The sequence below is a fragment of the Amycolatopsis acididurans genome (assembly GCF_012328925.1).
GTDB lineage: Bacteria > Actinomycetota > Actinomycetes > Mycobacteriales > Pseudonocardiaceae > Amycolatopsis_E > Amycolatopsis_E acididurans.
The window spans coordinates 389,134-410,540 of record NZ_JAAXLS010000001.1 but is presented as its reverse complement, the minus strand read 5'-3'; the positions used below and the strand labels follow the sequence as shown (position 1 = coordinate 410,540).

At 72.0% G+C, this 21,407-nt stretch carries 22 protein-coding genes; 3 read left to right on the top strand and 19 right to left on the bottom strand.

Features of this window, described 5'->3' with window-relative positions; genetic code table 11:
• From HFP15_RS02075 to HFP15_RS02040, 8 genes are read right to left on the bottom strand one after another with little or no spacing between them, the layout of a single operon-like run.
• Positions 1-2,001 carry an acyl-CoA dehydrogenase family protein gene (locus tag HFP15_RS02075; RefSeq protein ID WP_168510741.1) on the bottom strand — a complete coding sequence of 667 codons (2,001 nt, stop codon included), beginning with the start codon at positions 1,999-2,001 and terminating at the stop codon, positions 1-3.
• Positions 1,994-2,728: a co-chaperone HscB gene (locus HFP15_RS43770; protein ID WP_168510739.1), complete on the bottom strand. Its 735-nt coding sequence runs from the start codon at positions 2,726-2,728 to the stop codon at positions 1,994-1,996. Before HFP15_RS43770 ends, HFP15_RS02075 begins: the two co-directional genes overlap by 8 nt.
• Positions 2,725-3,444: a CoA-transferase gene (locus HFP15_RS02065; protein ID WP_168510737.1), complete on the bottom strand. Its 720-nt coding sequence runs from the start codon at positions 3,442-3,444 to the stop codon at positions 2,725-2,727. The genes HFP15_RS43770 and HFP15_RS02065 overlap by 4 nt, the downstream gene beginning before the upstream one ends.
• Entirely contained in the window at positions 3,441-4,832 is a 1,392-nt protein-coding gene (locus HFP15_RS02060; RefSeq protein WP_210716615.1) for a 3-hydroxyacyl-CoA dehydrogenase NAD-binding domain-containing protein, read from the bottom strand. The genes HFP15_RS02065 and HFP15_RS02060 overlap by 4 nt, the downstream gene beginning before the upstream one ends.
• Positions 4,832-6,010: a thiolase family protein gene (locus HFP15_RS02055; RefSeq protein WP_210716614.1), complete on the bottom strand. Its 1,179-nt coding sequence runs from the start codon at positions 6,008-6,010 to the stop codon at positions 4,832-4,834. The genes HFP15_RS02060 and HFP15_RS02055 overlap by 1 nt, the downstream gene beginning before the upstream one ends.
• The gene (locus HFP15_RS02050) at positions 6,000-7,325 is read right to left on the bottom strand and encodes a phenylacetate--CoA ligase family protein (protein WP_168510735.1); all 1,326 of its coding nucleotides are present in this window, start codon (positions 7,323-7,325) and stop codon (positions 6,000-6,002) included. The genes HFP15_RS02055 and HFP15_RS02050 overlap by 11 nt, the downstream gene beginning before the upstream one ends.
• Before the next feature lies 1 nt (position 7,326).
• Positions 7,327-7,677, bottom strand: coding sequence for a Rossmann fold domain-containing protein (locus tag HFP15_RS02045; RefSeq protein ID WP_168510733.1), 351 nt, complete (start codon positions 7,675-7,677; stop codon positions 7,327-7,329).
• 2 nt (positions 7,678-7,679) lie between these two features.
• Positions 7,680-8,831 carry an acyl-CoA dehydrogenase family protein gene (locus HFP15_RS02040; RefSeq protein WP_168510731.1) on the bottom strand — a complete coding sequence of 384 codons (1,152 nt, stop codon included), beginning with the start codon at positions 8,829-8,831 and terminating at the stop codon, positions 7,680-7,682.
• A gap of 85 nt (positions 8,832-8,916) precedes the next feature.
• Between HFP15_RS02040 and HFP15_RS02035 the strand changes: the two genes are divergently transcribed.
• Genes HFP15_RS02035 through HFP15_RS02025 form a run of 3 tightly spaced genes read left to right on the top strand, consistent with a single transcriptional unit; the run spans position 8,917 to position 11,079 of the window.
• Complete coding sequence (locus HFP15_RS02035) at positions 8,917-9,684, top strand: enoyl-CoA hydratase-related protein (protein WP_168510729.1); 768 nt, start codon at positions 8,917-8,919, stop codon at positions 9,682-9,684.
• A gap of 10 nt (positions 9,685-9,694) precedes the next feature.
• A complete protein-coding gene (locus tag HFP15_RS02030) occupies positions 9,695-10,210 on the top strand; it encodes a hypothetical protein (protein WP_168510727.1) in 516 nt (171 codons plus the stop codon).
• Entirely contained in the window at positions 10,207-11,079 is an 873-nt protein-coding gene (locus tag HFP15_RS02025) for an aldo/keto reductase (RefSeq protein ID WP_168510725.1), read from the top strand. Before HFP15_RS02030 ends, HFP15_RS02025 begins: the two co-directional genes overlap by 4 nt.
• On the opposite strand, the gene HFP15_RS02020 is transcribed toward HFP15_RS02025, so the two are convergent.
• From HFP15_RS02020 to ribB, 11 genes are read right to left on the bottom strand one after another with little or no spacing between them, the layout of a single operon-like run.
• A complete protein-coding gene (locus HFP15_RS02020) occupies positions 11,067-11,861 on the bottom strand; it encodes an LLM class flavin-dependent oxidoreductase (RefSeq protein WP_168510723.1) in 795 nt (264 codons plus the stop codon). The two genes, HFP15_RS02025 and HFP15_RS02020, sit on opposite strands and share 13 nt — an antisense overlap.
• Complete coding sequence (locus tag HFP15_RS02015) at positions 11,858-12,745, bottom strand: hydroxymethylglutaryl-CoA lyase (RefSeq protein WP_168510721.1); 888 nt, start codon at positions 12,743-12,745, stop codon at positions 11,858-11,860. Before HFP15_RS02015 ends, HFP15_RS02020 begins: the two co-directional genes overlap by 4 nt.
• Positions 12,746-12,754: 9 nt before the next feature.
• Positions 12,755-13,498, bottom strand: coding sequence for an SDR family NAD(P)-dependent oxidoreductase (locus tag HFP15_RS02010; RefSeq protein ID WP_210716613.1), 744 nt, complete (start codon positions 13,496-13,498; stop codon positions 12,755-12,757).
• Between the two features lie 35 nt (positions 13,499-13,533).
• Positions 13,534-14,244, bottom strand: a complete 711-nt coding sequence (locus HFP15_RS02005; protein WP_168510717.1) for an SDR family NAD(P)-dependent oxidoreductase — start codon at positions 14,242-14,244, stop codon at positions 13,534-13,536.
• A gap of 13 nt (positions 14,245-14,257) precedes the next feature.
• Positions 14,258-14,932 carry a TetR/AcrR family transcriptional regulator gene (locus tag HFP15_RS02000; protein ID WP_210716612.1) on the bottom strand — a complete coding sequence of 225 codons (675 nt, stop codon included), beginning with the start codon at positions 14,930-14,932 and terminating at the stop codon, positions 14,258-14,260.
• A gap of 44 nt (positions 14,933-14,976) precedes the next feature.
• Positions 14,977-16,509 carry a class I adenylate-forming enzyme family protein gene (locus tag HFP15_RS01995; RefSeq protein ID WP_168510715.1) on the bottom strand — a complete coding sequence of 511 codons (1,533 nt, stop codon included), beginning with the start codon at positions 16,507-16,509 and terminating at the stop codon, positions 14,977-14,979.
• Between the two features lie 25 nt (positions 16,510-16,534).
• Entirely contained in the window at positions 16,535-17,620 is a 1,086-nt protein-coding gene (locus HFP15_RS01990) for an LLM class flavin-dependent oxidoreductase (RefSeq protein WP_168510713.1), read from the bottom strand.
• A complete protein-coding gene (locus HFP15_RS01985) occupies positions 17,617-18,504 on the bottom strand; it encodes an SMP-30/gluconolactonase/LRE family protein (RefSeq protein WP_168510711.1) in 888 nt (295 codons plus the stop codon). Before HFP15_RS01985 ends, HFP15_RS01990 begins: the two co-directional genes overlap by 4 nt.
• The gene (locus tag HFP15_RS01980) at positions 18,501-19,601 is read right to left on the bottom strand and encodes an LLM class flavin-dependent oxidoreductase (RefSeq protein WP_168510709.1); all 1,101 of its coding nucleotides are present in this window, start codon (positions 19,599-19,601) and stop codon (positions 18,501-18,503) included. Before HFP15_RS01980 ends, HFP15_RS01985 begins: the two co-directional genes overlap by 4 nt.
• 6 nt (positions 19,602-19,607) lie before the next feature.
• On the bottom strand, positions 19,608-20,105 hold the full coding sequence (locus tag HFP15_RS01975) for a flavin reductase family protein (RefSeq protein WP_312871390.1): 498 nt from the start codon (positions 20,103-20,105) through the stop codon (positions 19,608-19,610).
• A complete protein-coding gene (gene ribB, locus HFP15_RS01970) occupies positions 20,102-21,307 on the bottom strand; it encodes a 3,4-dihydroxy-2-butanone-4-phosphate synthase (RefSeq protein ID WP_210716611.1) in 1,206 nt (401 codons plus the stop codon). Before ribB ends, HFP15_RS01975 begins: the two co-directional genes overlap by 4 nt.
• Positions 21,308-21,407: the final 100 nt, after the last annotated feature.

The window sequence follows — 21,407 nt, the reverse complement described above, 5'->3', positions numbered from 1 at the left end:
TCACCGTCCTTCCGGGCGCGTCGTGACCAGCGACCACACCGTGTTCTCGTCGCCACCGGCCAGTTCCGCCAGCCGGGCCGCCCATCGCCGGGCCGGGCCGCACTCGTCGCGCAGGGACCACAACAGGGTTGTGTACCGGTGCAGCGGGCTTTCTCGCGTGATGCCCATCGCGCCGTGCAACTGGTGCGCGAGCCGCGCGACCGTCGTGGCGACCGGATCGAGCAGCGCCGCGGCGGCGGCCACGCGGGCCGGTTCCAGCCCCAGCGCCGCGGACACGGCGGTCTCCAGCAGAACCCGCGCGCAGTCCATTTCGGCGAGCCGGTGGGCGACCGCCTGCAGCCGGGACAGCGGGCGCCCGAACTGCTCGCGGGTCGTCACGTGCTCGCGCGTGAGGCGGCAGGCTCCTTCGACCGCGCCGAGCGCCGCGTGCAGGCGCAACACGACCAGGCGGCTCACCGGATCGGAACCGGCCGGAACGGGCACGATTTCGGCGGGCGTGTTGCGGCATTCCAGGCGCAGGCGCGGCCTGCCCGCGAGATCGGCCCGGCGTTCGCCGGCGGCGGTCTCTACGGCCGCGGCGTTCCCGCGGCCCAGCAGCAGCACTCGGCCGGGGACGTCCGGGACGTCGGCGGTCCCCGAGACCAGCCCGCCGTCGAGCACGAGGTCCTCCGCCGGCGCGGCCACCGCCGGGATCGGCGACAACGACCGTGCGACCGCGACTTCCGCCAGCGGAATCGCCTGTGCATGGCGGCCGGTGGCGCGCACCAGCGACGCCAGATCGGCGAACGTGCCGCCCGAACCGCCCTCGGACTCGGGCACACCCACCGACGTCCAGCCGAGCCCGGTCACGGTTTCCCAGACGTCGCCCGGATTTCCGCCCAGCACGTCGTCGGCCATCCGCCCGATCTCGTCACGGTCCGGCACGGGCGCCTGCCGCGACACGATCGTCAGCAGCATCTCGTCGGTGCCGCCGCGGATCGAGAACCCCGGCGCCGCGAGCTGTGCCTGCGCGAGCAGCCCGGCGAAGGACTCCTCGCCGCGTGCGGGCACCACCTCGCTGGTCGTGCGCGCGACATCCACGACCTCCCGTTCGAAGGTGGTGCCGAGGAACTTGAGCACAGCGGCGGCCGCGGCCGGTGCCTGCCCACCGTCCATGGCCTCCGCCACGCGGCAGGCCAGTTCGCGCAACGTCATCAGCCGCGCGAGCAGGCCACCCGCCGCGGACGCGTCCACGTCACGCCCGAGCAGCGCCGCGAACAGCGGATACGTCGAGAGCACCCGTTCCATTCCGCCGCGTTCGAACGCCAGTTGCTCGGTGACCTGTTTCCAGCCCGCGCCCTCGGCGCCGATCACCCGCTCGCCGGACACGGGCACGTCGTCGAAGGTGACCTCGTTGAAGTGGTGTTCACCGCCGAGGTCCTCGATGGGCCGCACGGTCACCCCGGGCGAGTTCATGTCCACGACGAACTCGGTGAGCCCGTCGTGTTTGTCCCCGCCGCCGCCGGTGCGGGCCAGCACGTAGGCATGCGTCGCGTGATGCGCCCCGGTGGTCCAGATCTTGCGCCCGGTGATGCGCCAGCCCGCGCCGTCGCGCACGGCGCGGGTGCGCACCGACGCCAGATCCGAGCCGGAGTCCGGTTCGCTCATGCCGAGGCAGAACGTGATGCGCGCGGCCGCGATGCCGGGCAGGATCGCCTCCTGCAGTCCGGTGGAGCCGTTGCGCAGGATCGCGGGACCGATCTGCCGGTCACCGATCCAGTGCGCCGCGACCGGCGCCCCCGCCCGCAACAGTTCCTCGGTGACCACCAGGCGTTCCACATTGGACCGTCCGGCGCCACCGGCCGCGGCGGGCCAGGTCATCCCGATCAGGCCGCGGCGCGCCAGTTCGGCGCTGAACGCGGGATCGTAGCCGCGCATCCACGAGTCGCAGCGCGGCGTGAACTCCCACCCGGCCACCAGTTCCCGCACCGTGCGGCGCAGGCCGTCCACTTCCTCATACACCCAGGGCCTCCCGAGCCACGACGTATCCGCGCACGGCCGCTTCCTCCAGCACTCGCGCGGCCATCGTCTTCTCCTCGTCAGACGGCGGTTTCTCCTGTCCGGCGCTCCCGGTTTCCACACCCAGCTCCCGCAGGCGCCCGGCCAGCGGGCCGCCGTCGCCCACCGCGGTGAGCAGACACGGGCGCGCCCCGAGCCGCATAGTGCCCCATCTGGTGAGCAGGCGCACGCGTGCGTCCGGCGCCGGGGCGGCGGTGACGTGCTCGACGGCCCGGACCAGCCGCGCGGGATCCGCACCGCCGTGCAGAAGCAGCAGGTCACGGGCCGCCCCGGCGGCATCGGCCGCTCCCCCGCCGCCGGGCAGCCGCACCGTGGGCGCGTGGTAGCCGCCGATCGCGGTCGAGTTGACCCGGCCCGCCAGATCGACGTTCGCCGCGTCGAGCACGACGAGACCGGCGCGCCGCACGAGGCCGCCGAGGACCTCACCGGTGCTGCCCCGCCACCGGACGGCCGAGCCGAACGCGGCGAAATCCGTGGTCGAGGTGGGCAGTTCGTCCGCCGGTCCCGCGGTGGCGAAACCGGCCTCGAACAGCTGCCGGAAACCGGATGCGTCCAGCCGTGCGGCGACCTCGCCGGCGAGCACCGGCCAGTGGAATCCGGTGAACACCCAGCCCGCGTCGCGGAACTCCCGTGCCGCCCGCACCAGGAAGGCGACGACTTCGGCGTTCACGCGCTCCTCCCGTACGCCTGGTAGGCGGCGACGTCTCGCGGATAGTGCCCGGGAACGCCGTCCGGCCGCACCGCACCGGGCACCTCGACGACCTCGTCGACCACGAGCCCTGGCAGGTCGACCACCGGCGGCTCGCCGATGCGTTCGGCCACCACGACGACCCGGCGTGCGGCCTGCGCCGCGGCCACCGCCTCGCCCGCGGGTGCGCCGAACCAGCAGTCGCCGGCGGGCGCGGCGAGGCTCGCGTGCACGAACGCCACGTCCACCGGCAGCGCGCGGACCACGACCGCCGCGCCGAACGGCGAGTCCACTTCGGACAGCAAGCCCCCGGACCACTCCAGGTAGCCCGTCTCCGGACGCACCGGCACCGCGGCGAACGGGACGCCCGCCGCGGCCGCGCCCAGCGCCGCCGAGAGCGCACCGAGCGGCAGTTCGTGCCACCGGATGTCCGCGCCGTCCTGCCAGGCCCGGCGGAAGTGCCGCGTCGGCGCCGGACCGACCGCGCTCCAGCAGTGCGCGAACGTCACCTCCGCCACGGCTCCCGCCGCGATCAGCCGGTCCAGCACCAGTCCGCCCGACCCGATCACCACGTGCAGCTCCCGCACCCGCTGCCGCACCAGTTCCTCGCCCACCGCGAACAACTGGGCACCGAAATTGCCCAGCCACACCGTGTCCCCGGGACGGACACCCGCGACGGCACCGGCCAGGTCCGTCACCGCCGGCTCCCCGCCGCGCGGCGCACGAGCAGTTGCGCCGGGCGGTAGCGGGGATCGCCGAAGCCGTCGAGCATGCCGCGCAAACCGGTCAGCACCTCCACGGCGCCGGTCTCGTCGAGATACTCCAGCGGCCCGACGGGATGGTTCATGCCCAGCCGCAGCGCGAGGTTGACGTCCTCGGCGGTCGCGGTGCCCTCCTCCACGACGGTGACGGCCTCGTTGACCAGGCTGTGCATCAGCCGGTCGGCGACCAGCCCCGGCAGCGCGAGCACCGGCACCGAGGCGACGCCCAGCGCGTCCGCCGCGTCGTAGGCGGGCTCGATTCCGGCGACCGGATCGTCCACCACCTCCGCGAAGCCGCCGTGCACCCGCACCCAGCCCGCGCCGGGCGGCAGGTGCTCGGCCCACCCGCCGTGCGAGGAGTCGACGACGACCCGCCCGCTCGCGGACAGCTCGCGCACCGTGGCGATGTCCTCGTCGGTGCAGCCGACCGCGCGGTGGATCACGACGTCGGCGCCGGACTCGCGCGGCTCGCGCACAAGCCTGGCCTGCTCCTCGCGTGGCTTGCCCTCGCTGTAGTCGTAGTAGCCGCGTCCGGCGGCGCGCCCGGTGGTTCCGGCGCGCACCAGTTGCCGGGTGAGCGGAATCGGCCGGTAGCGGGGATCGCCGAACTCGCGGAAAGCGGTTTCCGATGAGCCGAGATGCGTCACCAGACCCGTGAAGTCGAGCAGTTCCAGCGGCCCCATCCGGTGCCCCAGCGCGCCCCGCACCACCGCGTCGATCGCCGGGGGCGTCATGCCCTGCGTCACCAGCAGCTGCGATTCGTAGTACAGCGGGCGGCACACGCGGTTGACGATGAAGTTCGGGGAATCGGCGCACAGCACGGCGGTCTTGCCCAGCGCGCTCGCCCACTGCCTGGCCAGTTCCACGACGGCGGGATCGGTGCGCGGCCCACGGATGATCTCGACCAGGCGCATCTTGGTGGGCGGGTTGAAGAAGTGCATGCCGACCACGCGCGCCGGGTCGCCGTAGGCGGTGCCCATCTCGCCGATGCTCAGCGACGAGGTGTTCGACGCGACCACCAGCTTCTCGTTGCCCGCTGCGCGTAGCTGTTCCAGCAGTGTCCGCTTCACCTCGAACCGCTCCACGATGGCCTCGACGAACAGATCCGCCTCGCGCGCGGCGTCGGCGACACTACCGGCCGTGGCGACCTCGACCGGCGCGCCGGCGGCCTCCTCGATCAGCCGCGCGTGCCCGCGCGCCGTGGTCTCCTCGTCGGCGTCGACCACCACGACGGCCGCCCCGGCCTGCGCGAAGACCCGCGCGATGCCGCGCCCCATCGGGCCGAGCCCGGCGACGGCGACCCGCAACTGCGAAAGCTCCCCCATCACGCCACCCGCTCGATCACCGCGGCGACGCCCTGCCCGCCGCCGACACACAGGCTGGCCACGCCGAGCGTCTCGTCGCGCCGGGCGAGTTCGTGCAGCAGCGACACGACCAGACGGCAGCCGCTCTGCCCGGTCGGGTGACCGAGCGCGATCCCGCCGCCGTTGACGTTCACCCTGTCCTCGTCCAGACCCAGCGTCCGTACATTGTGGACGATCTGCGCCGCGAACGCCTCGTTGATCTCGGTCAGGTCCAGATCGGCGATCTTCACCCCGGCCGCGTCCAGCGCGCGCGGGATGGCGAACGCCGGGCCGATGCCCATCACGGCCGGATCGACCCCGACCGCGCTGAACGACCGCATTTTCCCTTGTGGGGTAAGGCCGTGTGCTTTCACCGCTTCGGCACTCGCGACGACGAGCGCCGCCGCCCCGTCCGCCATCTGGCTCGCGTTGCCCGCGGTGACGGTGCCGCCTTCCTGGAAGGACGGCTTCAACCGGGCGAGCCGCTCCGGTGTGGTGTCGGTGCGGAAACCCTCGTCGCGATCGAACACGTCGCCGTCGGCCAGCGGCACGTCCACCACCTGGCCGGCGAAATACCCGTTCTCCCACGCCGCCGCGACACGCTGGTGCGAACGCAGCGCCCACGCGTCCTGGTCCACACGCGACACCTCGAACCGGTCGGCGATCCGTTCCGCCGTCTGGCCCATGTTCAGGCCGCAGACGGGATCCGTGCCGCCGTCGCGCCAGCCGTCGACGAGCACGATGTCGCCGCGGCGCACCCCGCCCCAGCGCAGTCCCGAGGGTGCGAGATAGGGCATCGTGCTCATCGACTCGGCGGCGACCGCGACGGCGATCTCGGCCTCGCCCGAGCTGACCGCCTGATGCGCGAGCCGGATCGCCTTGAGCCCGGACGCGCACGCCATGTTGATGGTCTGCGCGGTCGTGTTCTCGCCGAAACCGGCACGCAGCGCGACCTGCCGTCCGGGGTTGGGGCCGTTGCCTGCCTGGCGGCAGTTCGCGAGCACCACGTCCTCGACGAGTTCGGGCGCGATGCCGGCGCGGGCGACCGCCTCGCGGGCGGCGAGCACCCCCAGGTCGACGGCGCTCGTCTGGCGCAGCGCGCCGCCGTATCGCCCGTTGGGCGTGCGCACGGCGCCGAGCAGCATGACGTCACGGGACACGATGGGACACCTCTCGATCGGAGTCGGAAGCGCGGACCACCCGCCGCGCCTTGTGCGTCGTGCGGGGCAGTTCCCCCGGCGGGACAACGTCGACGACCGCGCGCACCTGCAGTTCCGCCCGCAGCGCGGCGGACAGCCGCGCGGGCAGTTCGCCCTCCGCGGCCGCCTCGATCTGCACCCGCAGCGCGGTCGGGTAGCCGGTGACCGGATCCTCCAGCGCCGGGTCGAGAACGATCCGGAACTCGGCGAGGTCGCCGGCGCAGCGGCGGACCACGTTCTCCACCGCCGAGGGGAACACGTTGACCCCGCGCACGACGAGCATGTCGTCGGCGCGGCCCCGCACACCGCCCGCGAGACGCGCGTGGGTGCGGCCACACGCGCACGGGGTGCGGTCGAGCACGACCACGTCGCCGGTCCACCACCGCACCAGCGGGCACGCCCGCTTGTCCAGATGCGTCAGGACGAGGACACCGGGCTGCCCGTCCGGCACCGGGGTGCGCGCGACCGGGTCGACGACCTCGGCGTGCACGAAGTCCTCGGCCAGATGGCCTCCGGTCTGCGCCGCGCATTCCCACGCGATCGGCTGGAACTCCAGGCAGCCGTAGCCGTCGTAGCAGCGCGCGCCCCATTCGCGTTCGATCAGCGCGCGGGTCGCCGGCACGGCGCCGCCGGGTTCGCCGCCGACCATGACGTGCCGCACCGCCGAGCCGGCCAGCGGACGGCCCAGTTCGCGGGCCCGCGCGGCCAGGTGCAGCAGGAACGACGGCGTGCCGCCGACGGCACTCGTGCCGAACCGGAAGATCGTGTCGATCTGCCGTTCGGTGTCCCCGGATCCGCCCGGGATGACCGTCGCGCCCAGCCTGGTGTAGCCCAGCGTGCCGCCGAGACCGCCGACGAACCAGGCGAAACCGAACAGGCACTGGTAGACGTCGCCCGGCCGCACGCCCTGGCTGTAGGCGGCCCGCGCGTACAGGCCGGCCCAGCGGTCGAGATCGGCGCGCGTCCAGCCGACCGGGGTCGGCGAGCCCGTGGTACCGGAGGAAAAGTGCAGCCGGGCGAGCTGCTCGCCCGGCACGGCGAGGAACTCGCCGTAGGGCGGCGCGGTTTCCAGCGAGCGCTGGTAGTCGGCCTTCGTCGTGAACGGCAGATCGGTGAAGTCGCACGGATCCCGCGGATCCCAGCCCAGCTCACGCCACTGCTGCCGGTAGTACGCGCTCGACCCGGCGACCCGCGCGAGCTGGCGGCGCAGCAGGGAAAGCCGGTGCTCCCGCAGTCGTTCGGCCGGCCAGGTCTCGCAATCGTCGAGAGTGTCCACTTCAGACCGCCTTGAGGACCGCACCGGTGCACATCACGCTCGCCGCGCTGCCGAGGAACTCGATCAGGGCGGCGACGTCGGCGCCCGGACGTGCGACGACGGCGTTGACCCGGACACCACGCGGCGCGGCCTCGCGCGCGAGGGTGCGGCACAACGAGGTGACCGCGCCGACCAGCACCGCGCCGTCCTGGCCCGGCTCGCAGCGCAGGAGCACCGCGCCGCCGGGGTCCAGCCGCAGCACGGCGTCGCGTGCCTCGGCGAAGGCGTCACCGAGCAGAGCGCTCACCTCGCCGGACGCGGCCTGCGCCAGCCCGGCTTTCCCGGACACCGGCACGACGACCTGTTCGGCCATCGTCACGCCTCGGCCGCGATCGCGCGGGACAGCACCAGCCGCTGGATCTCCGAGGAGCCCTCGTAGATCTCCAGCACGCGCTGATCGCGGTAGAGCCGCTCGGCCGGGCACGGCTTGCAGAACCCGGCGCCGCCGAACACCTGCACCGCGAGGTCCACCGCCCGGTGCGCGACCTCGCTGGTGTACAGCTTCGCCATCGCGCCCGGCATCGACACCGGCTCGCCGGCGTCGTAGGCGCGGGCGGCCTCGTAGGTGAGCATGCGCGCCGCGGACAACTCGACCGCGACGTCGGCCAGCCGGAACCCGATGCCCTGGTTTTCGATCAGCGGTGTGCCGAACGTCCGGCGGCGAACGGCTTCCGCCGCGGCGAGCCGGTAGGCGGCCAGTGCGAGGCCCAGTCCCTGCGCCGCGACCGACACCCGGCCGAGGTCCAGCGTCCGCAACGCCAGCTTCAGGCCGCGGCCCACCTCGCCCAGGACGGCGTCCACCCCGGCCCGCACGCCGTCGAGCTTGAGGTTGCTCGTGCGGGTGCCGCGGATGCCCATTTTGTCCTCGATGCGGTCGATCGTGACCCCGGGCGCGTCGGCGTCCACGATGAACGCGGTGATCCCGCGGGCGCCGGCGTCCGGATCGGTCTTCGCGAACACGACGTAGCGCGAGGAGACGCTGCCGTTGCCGATGTAGATCTTCTCGCCGTAGAGGCGGTATCCCTCGCCGTCGGCCTCGGCGCGCGAGCGCAGCGCCGCCGCGTCACTGCCCGCGCCTTCCTCGGTGAGCGCGAAGCTGATCGCGGTGCCGCCGGTCAGCGGGCCGAGCACGTCCCGGCGTTGCGCCTCGGTACCGGCCAGCCGCACCGGCACCGCGCCCAGGGTGTGTGCGGCCAGGATGGCGCCGGTGGAGGCGCAGGCCGCCGAGATCTCCTCGATGACGGCACAGATCGCGGTCATCGACAGCCCGGCGCCGCCGTACTCCGCGGGCACGAGCATGCCCGACAGCCCGGTTTCCACGAAGGTCGCGATGTGCTCGTCGGGATACCGCTGCTCGCGGTCGAGTTCCTCGGCAAGCGGGGCGAAGCGTTCGGTGGCCAGCTTGCGCGCGAGGTCCCGCCAGTGCGTGGCTTCGTCGTCCAGAACCGGTTCCCACAACACCGTCATGACCGCGACTCCTCTTGCCAAAATCAACGTTGACGTAGATGCTGACAAAGGTACTCGGGGGTCAACCGAAGTCAAGGGACCGCGAATGGGGAAAGTCACCGTCGACAGGTGCGAGGCCGTTGCCGTCGTCACGCTGGACGCACCGGAGAACCGCAACGCCCTGTCCACCGAGATGCTCGTCGCGCTCGCGGACACACTGGACGAACTCGACGCGGATCCGGCCGTGCGCGCGATCGTGCTCACCGGCGGCGCCACGATGTTCGCCTCCGGTGCCGATGTCCGGCAGCTGCGGGACATCTCGCCGGTCGAGTACGCGGCGTCGCCACGCGGGGCGAGCTGGCGCCGCTTCGGCGCGGTGGACACCGTGCTCGTCGCCGCGGTCGCGGGGCACGCGCTGGGCGGCGGCTGCGAACTGGCGCTCGCGGCCGATCTCGTCGTCGCGGCCGACACCGCCGTCTTCGGCCAGCCCAAGGTGAAGCTCGGGCTCGTTCCGGGAGCGGGCGGCACCCAGCGGTGGGCGCGGGCCGCTGGGCGCTACGCCGCCGCGGCAGTCGTGCTCACCGGCGCCACCGTGGACGCCTTCGAGGCCCGCGAGCTCGGCCTTGTGCACCGGATCGTGCCCGCCGAGCGGCTGGTCGCCGCCGCCGTCGAGGTCGCCGCGGGAATCGCGGCGAACGGGCCGCTCGCGGTGCAGGCGGCACGCACCGCGGTGCGCCGCGCCGAAGAGCTTCCGCTGGCGGCGGCACTGGAATTCGAGCGGCAGCAACTGCTTCTGCTGCTCTCCAGCGATGACCACATCGAGGGAATCACGGCGCTGCTGGACAAACGCGCGCCGCGGTTCACGGGACGATAGGAGATCCGGGGTGGTAACCCTCAAGCCCGGCGACGGGAAAGCGCTGCGCGACGTCGTGCGCGATCCGGCGACGACAGTCGTGCACATCGACGCCTCCGGCGGCCTGCGTGGCGCGGATTTCCCGGCACGCCTGGAATCCGTCGCGCTGCCGACGGTCGCGACGGTCGGCGGCGACTGTGACGCGAGCGCGCTGGCACTGCTGGCCGCCGTGAGCCTGGGTTTCGTCGCCGAGGACCTCGCGGTCTCGCTGGACGCCGATACGGTGCTCGCCTTCGGGCTGACGGCCTCGCTGCCCGCCGCGATCGGTGCCGCCCCCGCACGTTCGCTGCTGCTGGGCGCCGGGCCGCTGGACGCCGCGGCGCTGGTCGAATGTGGACTCGCCCGTCCCGCGGCCCAGGCGCCCGCGGCGATCGCGCGCCTCGGCGACCCGTCGGTGGCGTCGCTGGTCCGGTCGCTGCGCGTGGCCGCCCGGTCCACCCCGCGCCAGGCGCGGGAGTACGACGCCGAGCTGCGGCGGATCGGATGACGCTCGCGTTCGGCTGCGGCCCCATCGGCGGCCTCGCCGACCGCGACCAGGCACTCGCGACGCTGGCGGCCGCGTGGGACAGCGGCATCCGGCATTTCGACACCGCGCCGAGTTACGGCGACGGCGCCGGCGAGGAGTTCCTGGGGCTGGCGTTGCGCGAGTGGCCGCGTGCCGAGGTCACGGTGTCCACAAAGGTCGGCCGGGTACGGATGGCCGTCGCCGACCCCTACGGCGCCCCGGACGGGCCGCGCCGGGAACCGTTGTTCGATTTCACCGCGCGGGCGGCCGAGGCCTCGGTCGCCACCAGCCTCGCCCGGCTCGGCCTCGGCCATCTCGATCTGGTGCTGGTGCACGATCCGGAAAACGACCTCGACCTCGCGGTGCGCGAGACCTTCCCGGCGCTGCGCCGGATGAGCGCGGTGCGGGCGGTCGGGGTCGGCACGACGTCGGTGGACGCGGCGCGGCACCTCGTCGGGCTCGGCGCGGTCGACGTGGTGATGATCGCGGGCGCGTGGAGCCTGACCCGCCGCGACGCGGCCCCGCTGCTCGACGACTGCGCCGCCGCGGGCGTGGATGTGCTGGCGGCCGCGCCGTTCGATTCCGGCCTGCTGGCCTGTGACGAGCCCGGCGAAACCGCGAGCTACCTCTACCGCGCGCCGTCGGGTGAGGTGCTCGCGCGCGTGCGGGACATGGCGCGGATCTGCCGCGCGCACGGGGTGCGCCTCCCCCAGGCCGCGCTTCGGTTTCCCCTGCGGCATCCCGCGGTCTCCCGTGTCGTGGCCGGGATGCGCTCGCCCGGGGAGGTGCGCGAGAACGCCGCGCTGATGGCCGCGCCGGTCCCCGCGGCGCTGTGGGATCAGCTCAGGTAGTCCTCGAAGACCTTGTCCGCGTTCTCGTCGGTCCACATCGGACCAGGTGGGTAGTAGAAGGTGAACTCCTCGATCCCCGCCTCGCGATAGCGCCCGGTGAAGTCCTCGACCGCGGCCACCGACGACCAGATCGGTTCCGCCGTGACGGCCGGGCTGCCCGCGAGCAGCATCCGCCGCACCGGCCGCTCGCGGGCCTGCTCCAGGTAGGCGATCCGGCGCCGCGTCAGGGCGAGGTGCTCGGCCGCGCTGAGACCGAATCCGCCGTAGGACACCCACCGGTCGCCATACCTCGCGGCGACCTCCAGCGCCTTCCTGCCGTGCGCGGCGATCGTCAACGGCACACGCCGCTCGGGCGCCGGGGCCAGCCCGGGAAACCCGTCGAGCACCGGGCGGCCCGCCAGGCCGTCGTGCACGGTCGCCGCCAGCCCGGCGAGGTCCGCGGGTGCCCCGGCCGCGTGGTCGGCGGCGGCATAGCCTGCGCCGATACCGAGTTCGAGCCGCCCGCCGGAGATGTGATCGACCGAGAGCGCGTGCCGCACCAGCGTCGCCGCCGGGCGCAGCACACCGTTGGCCACGAGCGGCCCGATCCGCACCCGCGAGGTGGCAGCGGCCAGCGCGGGCAGCACGCTCCACGCATCGAGCCACGGCTGCGCCGGCTTGGCGGGGTTGAGCAGGTGATCGTCGACCCACACCGTCGCCACGCCCAGGTCCTCCAGTCGCCGGGCGCGCTCGAGCAGCTCCGGCCAGGCGGCGTTGGGGATGAGCAGCGCGTGCACGCTCATCGCGGGAAGCCGCCGACCTTGGCCAGCCGACCCGACACCGGCACCTCCAGCTGACCGGTCACCCACTTCGCGTGCTCGATGGTGCGGTCCAGATCGAGTCCGGTGTCGAATCCCATGCGGTGCAACGTGTACACGACGTCCTCGGTCGCGACGTTGCCCGAGGCGCCCGGGGCGAACGGGCAGCCACCGATGCCGCCCAGGCTCGCGTCGAGCGCGCGCACGCCGCTGCGCACGGCCGCCACCGCGTTGGCCACGCCGGTGTTGCGCGTGTCGTGCAGGTGCACCCGCATCGGCACCGTCGGCGACAGCTCCCGCAGCATCCCGAAACGCGTCTCCATGTCCGAGGGCACCGCGACGCCGATGGTGTCGGCGAGGCTGATCTCGTCCGCGTCGAGCTCCGCGACCGCCGCCGCGACCGATGTGAACCGGTCCTCGCTCACCTCGCCCTCGAAGGGGCAGCCGAAGGCGGCACCGATCGTGACCGCGACCCGCACCCCGTCCGCCGTGCCGCGCCGCCGGATCGCGCGCACCACCTCGACCGCCTCGTTGGTGGTCATGCCCTGGTTGCGTTGGCTGAAGGTGTCGCTGGCGAGCACGAGCGTGGTCATCTCGCGGATCCCGGCCGCGAGGGCGCGCTCGTAGCCGCGCATGTTCAGCACGAGCGCGCTGTAGCCGATCCCGTTGTCCGCCAGCGCGGTGGCGACCTCGGCCGCGTCCGCCAGCTGCGGGATCCGGTCGGGTCGCACGAACGACGTGACCTCGATGCGCCGCACCCCGGTGCGGGCGGCACGTTCGATCAGCTCCAGCTTCGCCTCGGTCGGCAGCACGCGCCGCTCGTTCTGCAGCCCGTCGCGCGGCGACACTTCCACGATCTCAACGCGCATGGCTTTCTCCTATCCGGCAAGGGCCGCGGCCGCCACCAGGCCCGAGCCACCGTCCACTTCGATCAGAGCGCCGCTGACCGCGTCCGCGATCCCGCACCCGAGCGCGGCCACCCATTCGGCCACCTCGTCCAGCGACGTGTCCCGGCCGAGCGGGGTCCGCTCCACGATCCCGGCCAGTTCCTCCGGCGGCAGTTCTTCCCCGACGCCCGCGGTCAGCACCGTTCCGGGCGCGAGGCAGAACAGCTTGATGGCGGGCCACTGCCGGGCCAGCGACCGCGTCAGCGCCGCGATTCCCGCGCGGGCCGCCGCCGAGTGCACCAGTCCGGGGATTCCGCGGTCGGGTGCGGACAACGACAGGTTCACCACCCGGCCGCCCCGCGCCGCGAGTCCCGGCCGCGCCGCCTGCAGCAGCGCCGCCTGCGCGGTGAGGTTCAGATCCAGCACGGCGTCGAAACCGCGGCGCGAGATCTCGGCGGCGGGCGCGATGAACTGGCCGCCCGCGTTGTTCACGAGCAGGTCCAGCTCTGCCAGCTCCGCGAGGAAATCGGGGGGCTCGTGCCGGATGTCGAGCGCCCGGTAGGTGAACCGGTGCCCGGCGAGCGCGGCGGTCTCGGCGAGCCGCTCGGCCCGCCGCCCCACGCCCATCACCGACGCGCCCAGCTCCACCAGTCGCAGCGTGACCGCGCGCCCGATGCCCGACCCGGCCCCGGTGACCACCGCGAACCGGTCCCGCAGCGCCCCGGCGGGCAGCACCTTGCACTCCTCCGGTGACGGTCGCGGCGCCGCCGTCACGACAACCCCGGAACTCGCGCCAGCAGCCCGCCGTCGACCGGGAGCACCACCCCGGTGACGAACGATTCCGCGCTCAGCAACCACCACACGGCCTCGGCCACCTCCTCGGGTTCGGCCGCCCTTCCCGCGGGATGCGCGGCCACGAACGTCTCCTGATCCAGCCCGCGCACCAGGTCGGTGCGCACCAGTCCCGGCGCCACGGCGTTGACCCGGACACCGCGTGCCGCGTACTCGACGGCGGCGGTCTTGGTCAGCCCGGCGATCGCGTGCTTGGACGCCGCGTAGGCGCCGGAGAAGGGCACCCCGGCCAGCGCCGCCCCGGACGCGGCGTTCACGATCGACCCGCCGCCCGCGGCGAGCATGTGCCGCAGTTCGGCCCGCATGCACGCGAGCACCCCACCGACGTTGACGTGCTGCACCCGCCAGAACACGTCGTCGGGATAGTCCGCGAGCCCGGCGCGCACACCGGTCACACCCGCGTTGTTGTACGCGAAATGCAGTCCCCCGCCCCAGCCGGCGGCACGGTCGACCGCCTCGGACACCTCGTCCGGCCGGGACACGTCGGCCTCGATCGCGAGCCCGCCCGGAGCGTCGCGCACGTCGCGGTCGATGACCGCCACCGCCACGCCCTCGCGCGCCAGCCGCCGCGCGACGGCGGCGCCGATGCCCCGGCCGCCGCCGGTCACCAGCGCGACACGGCCGCTCACGGCCGCCTCCGGGTCAGTTCTTCGGTGCCAGCGCCGAGAGCGCCATCTCGATGAACACGTCGCCGAAGTCGGCCAGGCTCTTCTTGCCCTTGGGGTTGTACCAGCGGTGCATCCAGTTGAACATGCCGATGATGCCGAGCACCGCGGTCGTGGGGTCGATGTCGGAGCGGAACTCCCCGGCCTTCGCCCCGGAGGCGATGACCTTGGCCAGCGTCCGCCCGTACTTGTCGGCGTTCTCCCGGATGTGGTCGGCCTCCGGCCCGGACATCACCTGATGCACGTTCTCGCTGAGGAAAATGAACAACTCGGGCAGTTCGGACATCGTGCGGACGTACTCGCGCAGCGCGGCCTCGAGCCGTTCCGGGGCCGTCATGGGCAGCGCCGCGACCTCGTCCAGCCGGGTGCGCATCAGCTGGATCGGGTCGTGCAGCAACCCGACCAGCAGTTCCTCCTTGGTGCCGACGTAGTAGTAGAGGGTCGCCCTGCTGATGCCGACCTCGCCGGCCACATCCTCCAAAGTCGACTGCCCGTAGCCGAGCCGCGCGAACACCCGGCCGGCCCCGGCGAGGATCTCCGCCCAGCGGGCGTCCGAGCGCCGGCCACTGGCCTGGCGGCGTTCCATCCGCCGCCGGGCGATGTCGCTCGCCGGTTCTGCCGCCGCGGTACGGCGTCGACGTGGCGCGGCCACTAGCGATCGAACCCCCTCGCCATCGGTGTTTCAACGGTCCCACCTTAGACCGCGCGCAGTTCGCGTTTGAGGACCTTCCCGCTGGCGTTGCGCGGCAGGCCGGTTTCGACCACGAACAGGGCGGGCACCTTGTACCCCGCGAGATGGGTGCGGCAGTGCGCGCGCACCGCGTCCACGTCCAGCCGCGTGCCGTCCTCCATGACGACGTGCGCCCGCACGATCTCGCCCCAGTGCTCGTCGGCCACGCCGACCACGGCCACCTCGCGCACCCCGGGATACCGGCCGAGCACGTCCTCGATCTCGACCGGGTAGATGTTCTCGCCGCCACGGATGATCATGTCCTTCTTGCGGCCGTTGAGGTAGAGGTAGCCCTCCTTGTCCCGCCACGCGAGGTCACCGCCGCGGAACCAGCCGTCCACGAGCACCTTCGCGGTCTCCTCCGGCTGGTCGAGGTATCCCGACATCACCGCGTCGGCGCGGGTGACGATCTCGCCGACCTCGCCGTCGGGCACGTCGTTGAGGTCGTCGTCGCACAGCCGCAGCACCACGCCCATGCCCGCCTTACCGATGGAGCCGAGCAGATGCTCGTCGCCGGCCAGCGCCCGGCGGTGATCCTCCGGGGTGAGCACGGTCTGCAGGCCCGCCTCGGTGCCCGCGCCGAACATGTTCATGAAATCGCAGTGGAACCGGTCCATCGCCCGCCGCAGCAGCGACGGCGACATGGGCGCGGCGCCGTATCCGATCGACCCGAGCTTGGAGAAGTCGCCCTCGAGCACGGCCGGTTCGTGCAGCAGTGTGTCGATCATCGTGGGCACCAGGAACACGCCGTCCAGCCCGCCACGGGCCATCCACTGCGCCACGGTCGGCGCGTCGAACGCGGGCAGTACGAGCGAGGTGTGTCCACGTGCGACACCGGCGAGCGTGTAGAGCATCCCGCCGACGTGGAACAGCGGCGCCGCCGAGTAGTGAAACGACAGATTGGTCATGCGCCGTTCCACGATGCACTGCATGACCATGTGCTTGGCCATCCGCTGCGAGTGCATGACCCCCTTCGGCAGCGCCGTGGTGCCGCTGGTGAAGGCCAGGCACACCAGTTCGTCGTCGGCGACCGGGGTGTCGATCTCCTCGTCCTCGCCTTCGGCGACGAGCCGCTCGTAGGACTCGTCGCCGGCCGTGGAGTCGTAGCTGATCACGGCCTTCAGGCCGGGCACGTCCAGCGCCCGCACCATCCCGGCGTAGCGGTCACTGAAGAACAGCACCTTCGCCTCGGCCGTGCGCAGCAGCATCTGCAACTCCGGCAGCGCGAGCCGGAAGTTCAGCGGCACGTACACCGCGCCGAGTTTCATGCAGGCCAGCAGGGTTTCGACGTACTGCGGCGAGTCGGTGGCGAACAGCGCCACCCGGTCGCCCTTGCCGACGCCCATCCGGCGCAACGCGCACGCGATCCGGTTCACCCGGCTGTTGACCTCGCGGAACGTGTAGCTGGTGGTGTCGGTGACGAAGCAGGCCCGGTGGGGAACGGTGCCCGCGTTGATGCGGATCCAGTCCGCGATACGGGAGTTCGGCTGGACGGTCACGCGCACTCCTATGTGCAGCAATGGGTCACGACAGCTTAGGCAGAACCTCGGTGCCGATCAGCTCGATCGAGCGCATGACCTTCTCGTGGGGAATGTTGTAGGACTGCACGAGAAGGAGCAGAACGTCGACGCCCACGGCCTCGTAGCGCCGGCACATCGACAGGAAATGGTCGGGGTCACCGCAGAGCACGGTTTCGTTCTGTACCAGGTAGTCGAACGTCAGATCGGTCAGCTGCATGCCGCCGAGCAGCTTGCGGGCGTACTCGTAGCTGCCCAGGTTCGTGCCCTCCTGCCAGGCACCGAGTTCGGCGATCGTCTTCAGCGAGGACTGGATGTACCACGGGAACGCCTCCTTGGCATCCGCGTGCGCCTCGGCGGTGGTCTCGGCGCAGTGTGCCTGGGCGAAGGTCGCGACCCGGTCGTTGACGAACTTGCCGACCGGCTTGACCTGCTCCAGGCCCTCACGGTAGCGGCTGATCCGCTTGGTCAGCGCCTCCGGCGGGATCGCCACCGAGAACGACAGCAGCCCGATCCCCTTGCGCCCCACGATCTCGTGGCTTTCCGCACTGGAGGTCGCGCCCCAGATCGGCGGATGCGGCTGCTGGTAGGGCTTGGGCACCACACCGCGCGGCGGCAGCTTGAAGTACTTGCCGTCCCAGCTGAACTCGTCCTCGGTCCAGCAGCCGACGATGACGTCGAGCGCCTCCTCCCACATCGGGCGCGTCTCGGGAGGGCTGATGCCGAAGCCCTCGATCTCGATGCGGGTGCCCGAACGCCCGGTGCCGAACTCCAGGCGGCCCTTCGACAGCACGTCCACGGTCGCGGCGGCCTCGGCGGCGCGCACCGGATGGTTGTAGGGGAACGGCAGCAGCCGCACGCCGTGCCCGATGCGGATGTTCTGCGTCCTGGCCGCGACGGCGCCGTAGAACACGCCCGGCGCGGAGGAGAACGAGTACTCGTCGAGGAAGTGGTGTTCCACCGTCCAGACACTGTGGAAACCGAGCCGGTCGGCCAGCTCGATCTGCGTCAGCGCGTTCTCGAACGCCGTGTGCGCGCTGTCCGGGCCCCAGGGCCGCGGTACGGGCAACTCGTAGATGAGGGCGAGTTTCACGAGTCCTCCCGTGCGGTGATGGTTCCGGTGTGCGGTTCGAGTGGGGTGAGGCCGAGGTCGAAGGCGACGAGCTGCCCGGTGAGCGAGAAAGTCACGTACAGCCGGCCGTCGTCGCCGGTACAGCAGTTCGTGGGCTGCGTGCCCGCCCCGGTTTCGATGGTTTCCTTCAGCTCGGCGCCGGAGTAGACGAAGATCGCGTTGCCGACGCTGCCGCACACGTAGAGCGTGCCGTCGCCGTCGAAGCAGATGCCGTCCGGCGATCCGGTGGGCAGTGTGAGCACGGTCTCGGGATCGCCGAAGTCTCCGCCCGTGACGTCGAAGGCCAGTACCTTGCGGGTCAGCGACTGGGCCAGGTAGAGCCTTCCGTCCGGTCCGAACGCGACACCGTTGGGCATCGCGGGTACCTCGGCGGATCCGAGTTGCGTTCCGTCCGGCCCGATCGCGACGACGGTGCCGGGCCGGATGTTGCGCATGTCCTCCCAGTTGCCGCTGTCGGTCACGTAGAGCGTGCCGTCGGGGCCGAAGCACAGATCGTTGGGCCGGTGCGGCGCGGGACCGGGCAGCGTGCCACCGACCGCGGTGACCGTGCCGTCGGCGTCGACACGCTGCACGTGGCCGTCGAACTGCCTCGGCGCGTGCCAGTACCCCCTGCCCTCGATGGACAGCCCGCCGTTGTTGGCGACGTAGAGCTCACCGCCCGCGCCGAGCACCCTGCCGTTGGGCGCACCGCCACAGTCTCCGAGCGGCGTGACCGTGCCGTCCGGTGCCACGCGGCTGAGTGCCTCGCCCTTCATCTCGACCACCGCGACGGCACCCTCGCCGAGATAGCTCGGCCCCTCCGGGAACCGCAGCCCGGTCGCGACGAGGGCCGGTGCCGCCGTCATGACGCCGCCACCTCGAGTTCGGCGAAGTCCACCGGGGGCAGTTCCTTCACGCGCGGCATGACCTCGCTCGCGAACAGGCGCATGTTGGCCTCGGCCGTCTCGTAGCTCATGCCGGAGAACGAGCACACCGCGTTGAAGCCGTCATTGCCCACTTTGGACCGGATGTCGACGATCCTTTCGTAGCACTGCTCGGGCGTGCCGTAGATCTGCAGTTCGATGAAGTTGTCGACGACCCGCTCGGAGCCCTTGTTCTGGATGAACGACGCCAGCCGCTTGTAGTACTCGTAGCCGTGCGTGCTCTCGAAGTGCCTGCCGCCCAGTTCGTAGTGCGACATCACGGATTCGTAGTAGCCGCCGATGTATTCCTGCGCCATGTCGCGCGCCTTGACCGGGTCCTTGTCGCAGCACACCCAGCCGGTGACCATCGGCGCGGGCGCCTCGGCGCCCTTGAGCTCGCGGAACTGCTCGCGGTACTTGCGCATGTCCGCCGAAACCTCCTCCCAGTCCTTCTGGGGGTTGATGAGGATGCCGGCGCCGACGTCGGCCATGATGCGCACCGACTCGGGCGAGACCGCCGCGGCGTAGAGCCGGTCGCGGAAGGACTTCACCGGCCGGGGACGCAGATCGCGGCGCGGGATCCGGTAGTACTTGCCGTCGGCCTCGATCACCCCGGTTTCCAGTGCCCGCAACACGATTTCGGCCGATTCGACGAACCGTTCACGCGATTCGTCCATCGGGATGCGCAGGCCTTCGAACTCGATGCGCCCGAGGCCGCGGCCCATGCCGAAGATGAACCGGCCGCCCGACATCAAATCGAGCATCGTGACCTTTTCGGCGACGCGCACGGGATCGTGCCAGGGCAGGATCACCGCGCCGGAACCGAGCAGGATGTTCTTGGTGCGCCCGGCCATGTAGGACAGGAACTGCACCGGGTCCGGGCACATCGTGTAGGACGTGAAGTGGTGCTCCACGCCCCAGAGCATCTCGAAACCGAGCGGTTCGGCGAGTTCGCACAGGCGCAGCTCGTCCGCGTAGACGCGCTGGTCGTCGCGTGCGTCCCCGCCGCCCTGGAAAATGGTCGTGTATCCGACGCGCATCGAGGTTCAGGCCTTTCGTGTGACGAGTCGCTGATAGGTGCCGTGGCAGAAGACGAGCGGCCGCCCGGCGGGGCGTACCGACAGATCGTGGACGTCGGCGAGGACGAACACGTGGTCGCCGGCTTCGCTGACTTGGTGGGCGGTGCAGTCGAACCACGCGAGCGCGCCGTCGAGCACCGGTGAGCCCATCGGCGAGTGCCGCCAGTCCAGGCCGGCGAACTTGTCGCCGCCGGAGACCGCGAACGCGCGGGAGACGGCCTCGCCGTCCTCGCCGAGTACGTTGACGCAGAACCGGCCCAGTGGCTCGATTCTCGGCCAGGTGGTGGACGTTTTGGCGACGAAGAAGCCGACCAGCGGTGGTTCGAGCGAGACCGAGACGAACGATCCGACGGCCAGCCCGACCGGACCGTCCGGCGCCAGTGCCGACACGACCGTGACCCCGGTGGGCACGTGCCGCAGGACGTCCCGGAACTTCTCCGGGGTCACCTCTTTCGTTCCGGTCACCATGCCTCCCGCCCGTCCTCGGTGCCGGTCAGGGCCAGGTCGTGGCCGAGCCGGGTCTGTTTCGTGCGCAGGTAGCGGACGTTCTGCGGCGCGGGTGCCGTGCGCAGCGGCCGCGCGGTCACCCGCAAACCGGCTTCCCGCAGCGCCTCGACCTTCTCCGGGTTGTTGGTCAGCAGGGTGACCTCGCGCAGCCCGAGCCGCGACAGCACCCGCGCGGCGGGCGCGAAGTCCCGCGCGTCCGCCGGATGGCCGAGGCGCAGGTTCGCGTCGACCGTGTCCGCACCCCGGTCCTGCAGCGCGTAGGCCCGGAACTTGTCGGCTAGCCCGATGCCGCGTCCCTCGTGCCCGCGCTCGTAGATCAGCACGCCGCGCCCGGCCTCGGCGATCGCCGTCAGCCCCGCGCGCAGTTGCCCACCGCAGTCGCAGCGCAACGATCCGAACAGGTCACCGGTCGCGCACTCCGAGTGCACCCTGGTCAGGACGGGTTCGTCGCCGTCGAGATCGCCCAGCGAGAGCACGAGGTGCTCCCCTTCGTCGGCCACCAGCCGCGCGGTGAACTCGCCGTAGGGCGTCGGCAGCGGAACCGCGGGCGCGTCCGGCGTGTCCCGCCGCGCCTCGATCACGTCCTTGATGCCGACGACCGGGAGGTCGTAGCGCCGCGCGAACCGCAGCACGTCCTCACCCCTGGCCATCTCGCCGTCCGGCCGGGTCAGTTCGCAGATCACCATCACCGGGTCGATCCCGGCGAGCCTGCCCAGATCGACCGAGGCCTCGGTGTGTCCCGGCCGGCCCAGCACGCCGTCCGGGTGCGCCCGCAGCGGGAACATGTGCCCTGGCCGGGAGAAGTCCTCCGGCCGGGCGGCCGGATCCGCCAGCAGGCGGGCCGTCACCGAACGGTCGGCCGCCGAGATCCCGGTCGTCGTGCGGTCGAGCGCGTCCACGGTGACGGTGAACGCGGTGCCGTGGCGTTCGGTGTTGTCCGTGACCATCAGCGGCAGCCCCAGCGCGTCGGCACGGTCCGCGGGCATGGGCACGCAGACGATTCCCGAGCAGTGCCGCAGCAGGAACGCCATCTTCTCCGGCGTCATGTCCGCGGCGGGAAGCACGAGGTCCGCCTCGTTCTCGCGATCCGCCGCGTCCGTCACGACGACGAACTCACCACGAGCCACGGCGTCGAGCGCGTCGTGCAGCTTGCCTACCATTCGCGCCGCTCCTTGCGTCATCGCTTGTGTTGACGATGACGTTAGCCCCTCGAAATTCCTACGTCAACGTTTACGTTGACTATTGCTCTTTGCGGAGGCC

What these genes read in the sequence shown, in the direction of transcription:
- HFP15_RS02060 (WP_210716615.1), bottom strand. Translation starts at nt 4,832, where the DNA reads ATGGGGGAGCTTTCGCAGTTGCGGGTCGCCGTCGCCGGGCTCGGCCCG.
- HFP15_RS02020 (WP_168510723.1), bottom strand. Translation starts at nt 11,861, where the DNA reads ATGAGCGTGCACGCGCTGCTCATCCCCAACGCCGCCTGGCCGGAGCTG.
- HFP15_RS02015 (WP_168510721.1), bottom strand. Translation starts at nt 12,745, where the DNA reads ATGCGCGTTGAGATCGTGGAAGTGTCGCCGCGCGACGGGCTGCAGAAC.
- HFP15_RS02045 (WP_168510733.1), bottom strand. Translation starts at nt 7,677, where the DNA reads ATGGCCGAACAGGTCGTCGTGCCGGTGTCCGGGAAAGCCGGGCTGGCG.
- ribB (WP_210716611.1), bottom strand. Translation starts at nt 21,307, where the DNA reads ATGGTAGGCAAGCTGCACGACGCGCTCGACGCCGTGGCTCGTGGTGAG.
- HFP15_RS01985 (WP_168510711.1), bottom strand. Translation starts at nt 18,504, where the DNA reads ATGACGGCGGCACCGGCCCTCGTCGCGACCGGGCTGCGGTTCCCGGAG.
- HFP15_RS01980 (WP_168510709.1), bottom strand. Translation starts at nt 19,601, where the DNA reads ATGCGCGTCGGATACACGACCATTTTCCAGGGCGGCGGGGACGCACGC.
- HFP15_RS02040 (WP_168510731.1), bottom strand. Translation starts at nt 8,831, where the DNA reads ATGACGGTGTTGTGGGAACCGGTTCTGGACGACGAAGCCACGCACTGG.
- HFP15_RS02035 (WP_168510729.1), top strand. Translation starts at nt 8,917, where the DNA reads ATGGGGAAAGTCACCGTCGACAGGTGCGAGGCCGTTGCCGTCGTCACG.
- HFP15_RS02025 (WP_168510725.1), top strand. Translation starts at nt 10,207, where the DNA reads ATGACGCTCGCGTTCGGCTGCGGCCCCATCGGCGGCCTCGCCGACCGC.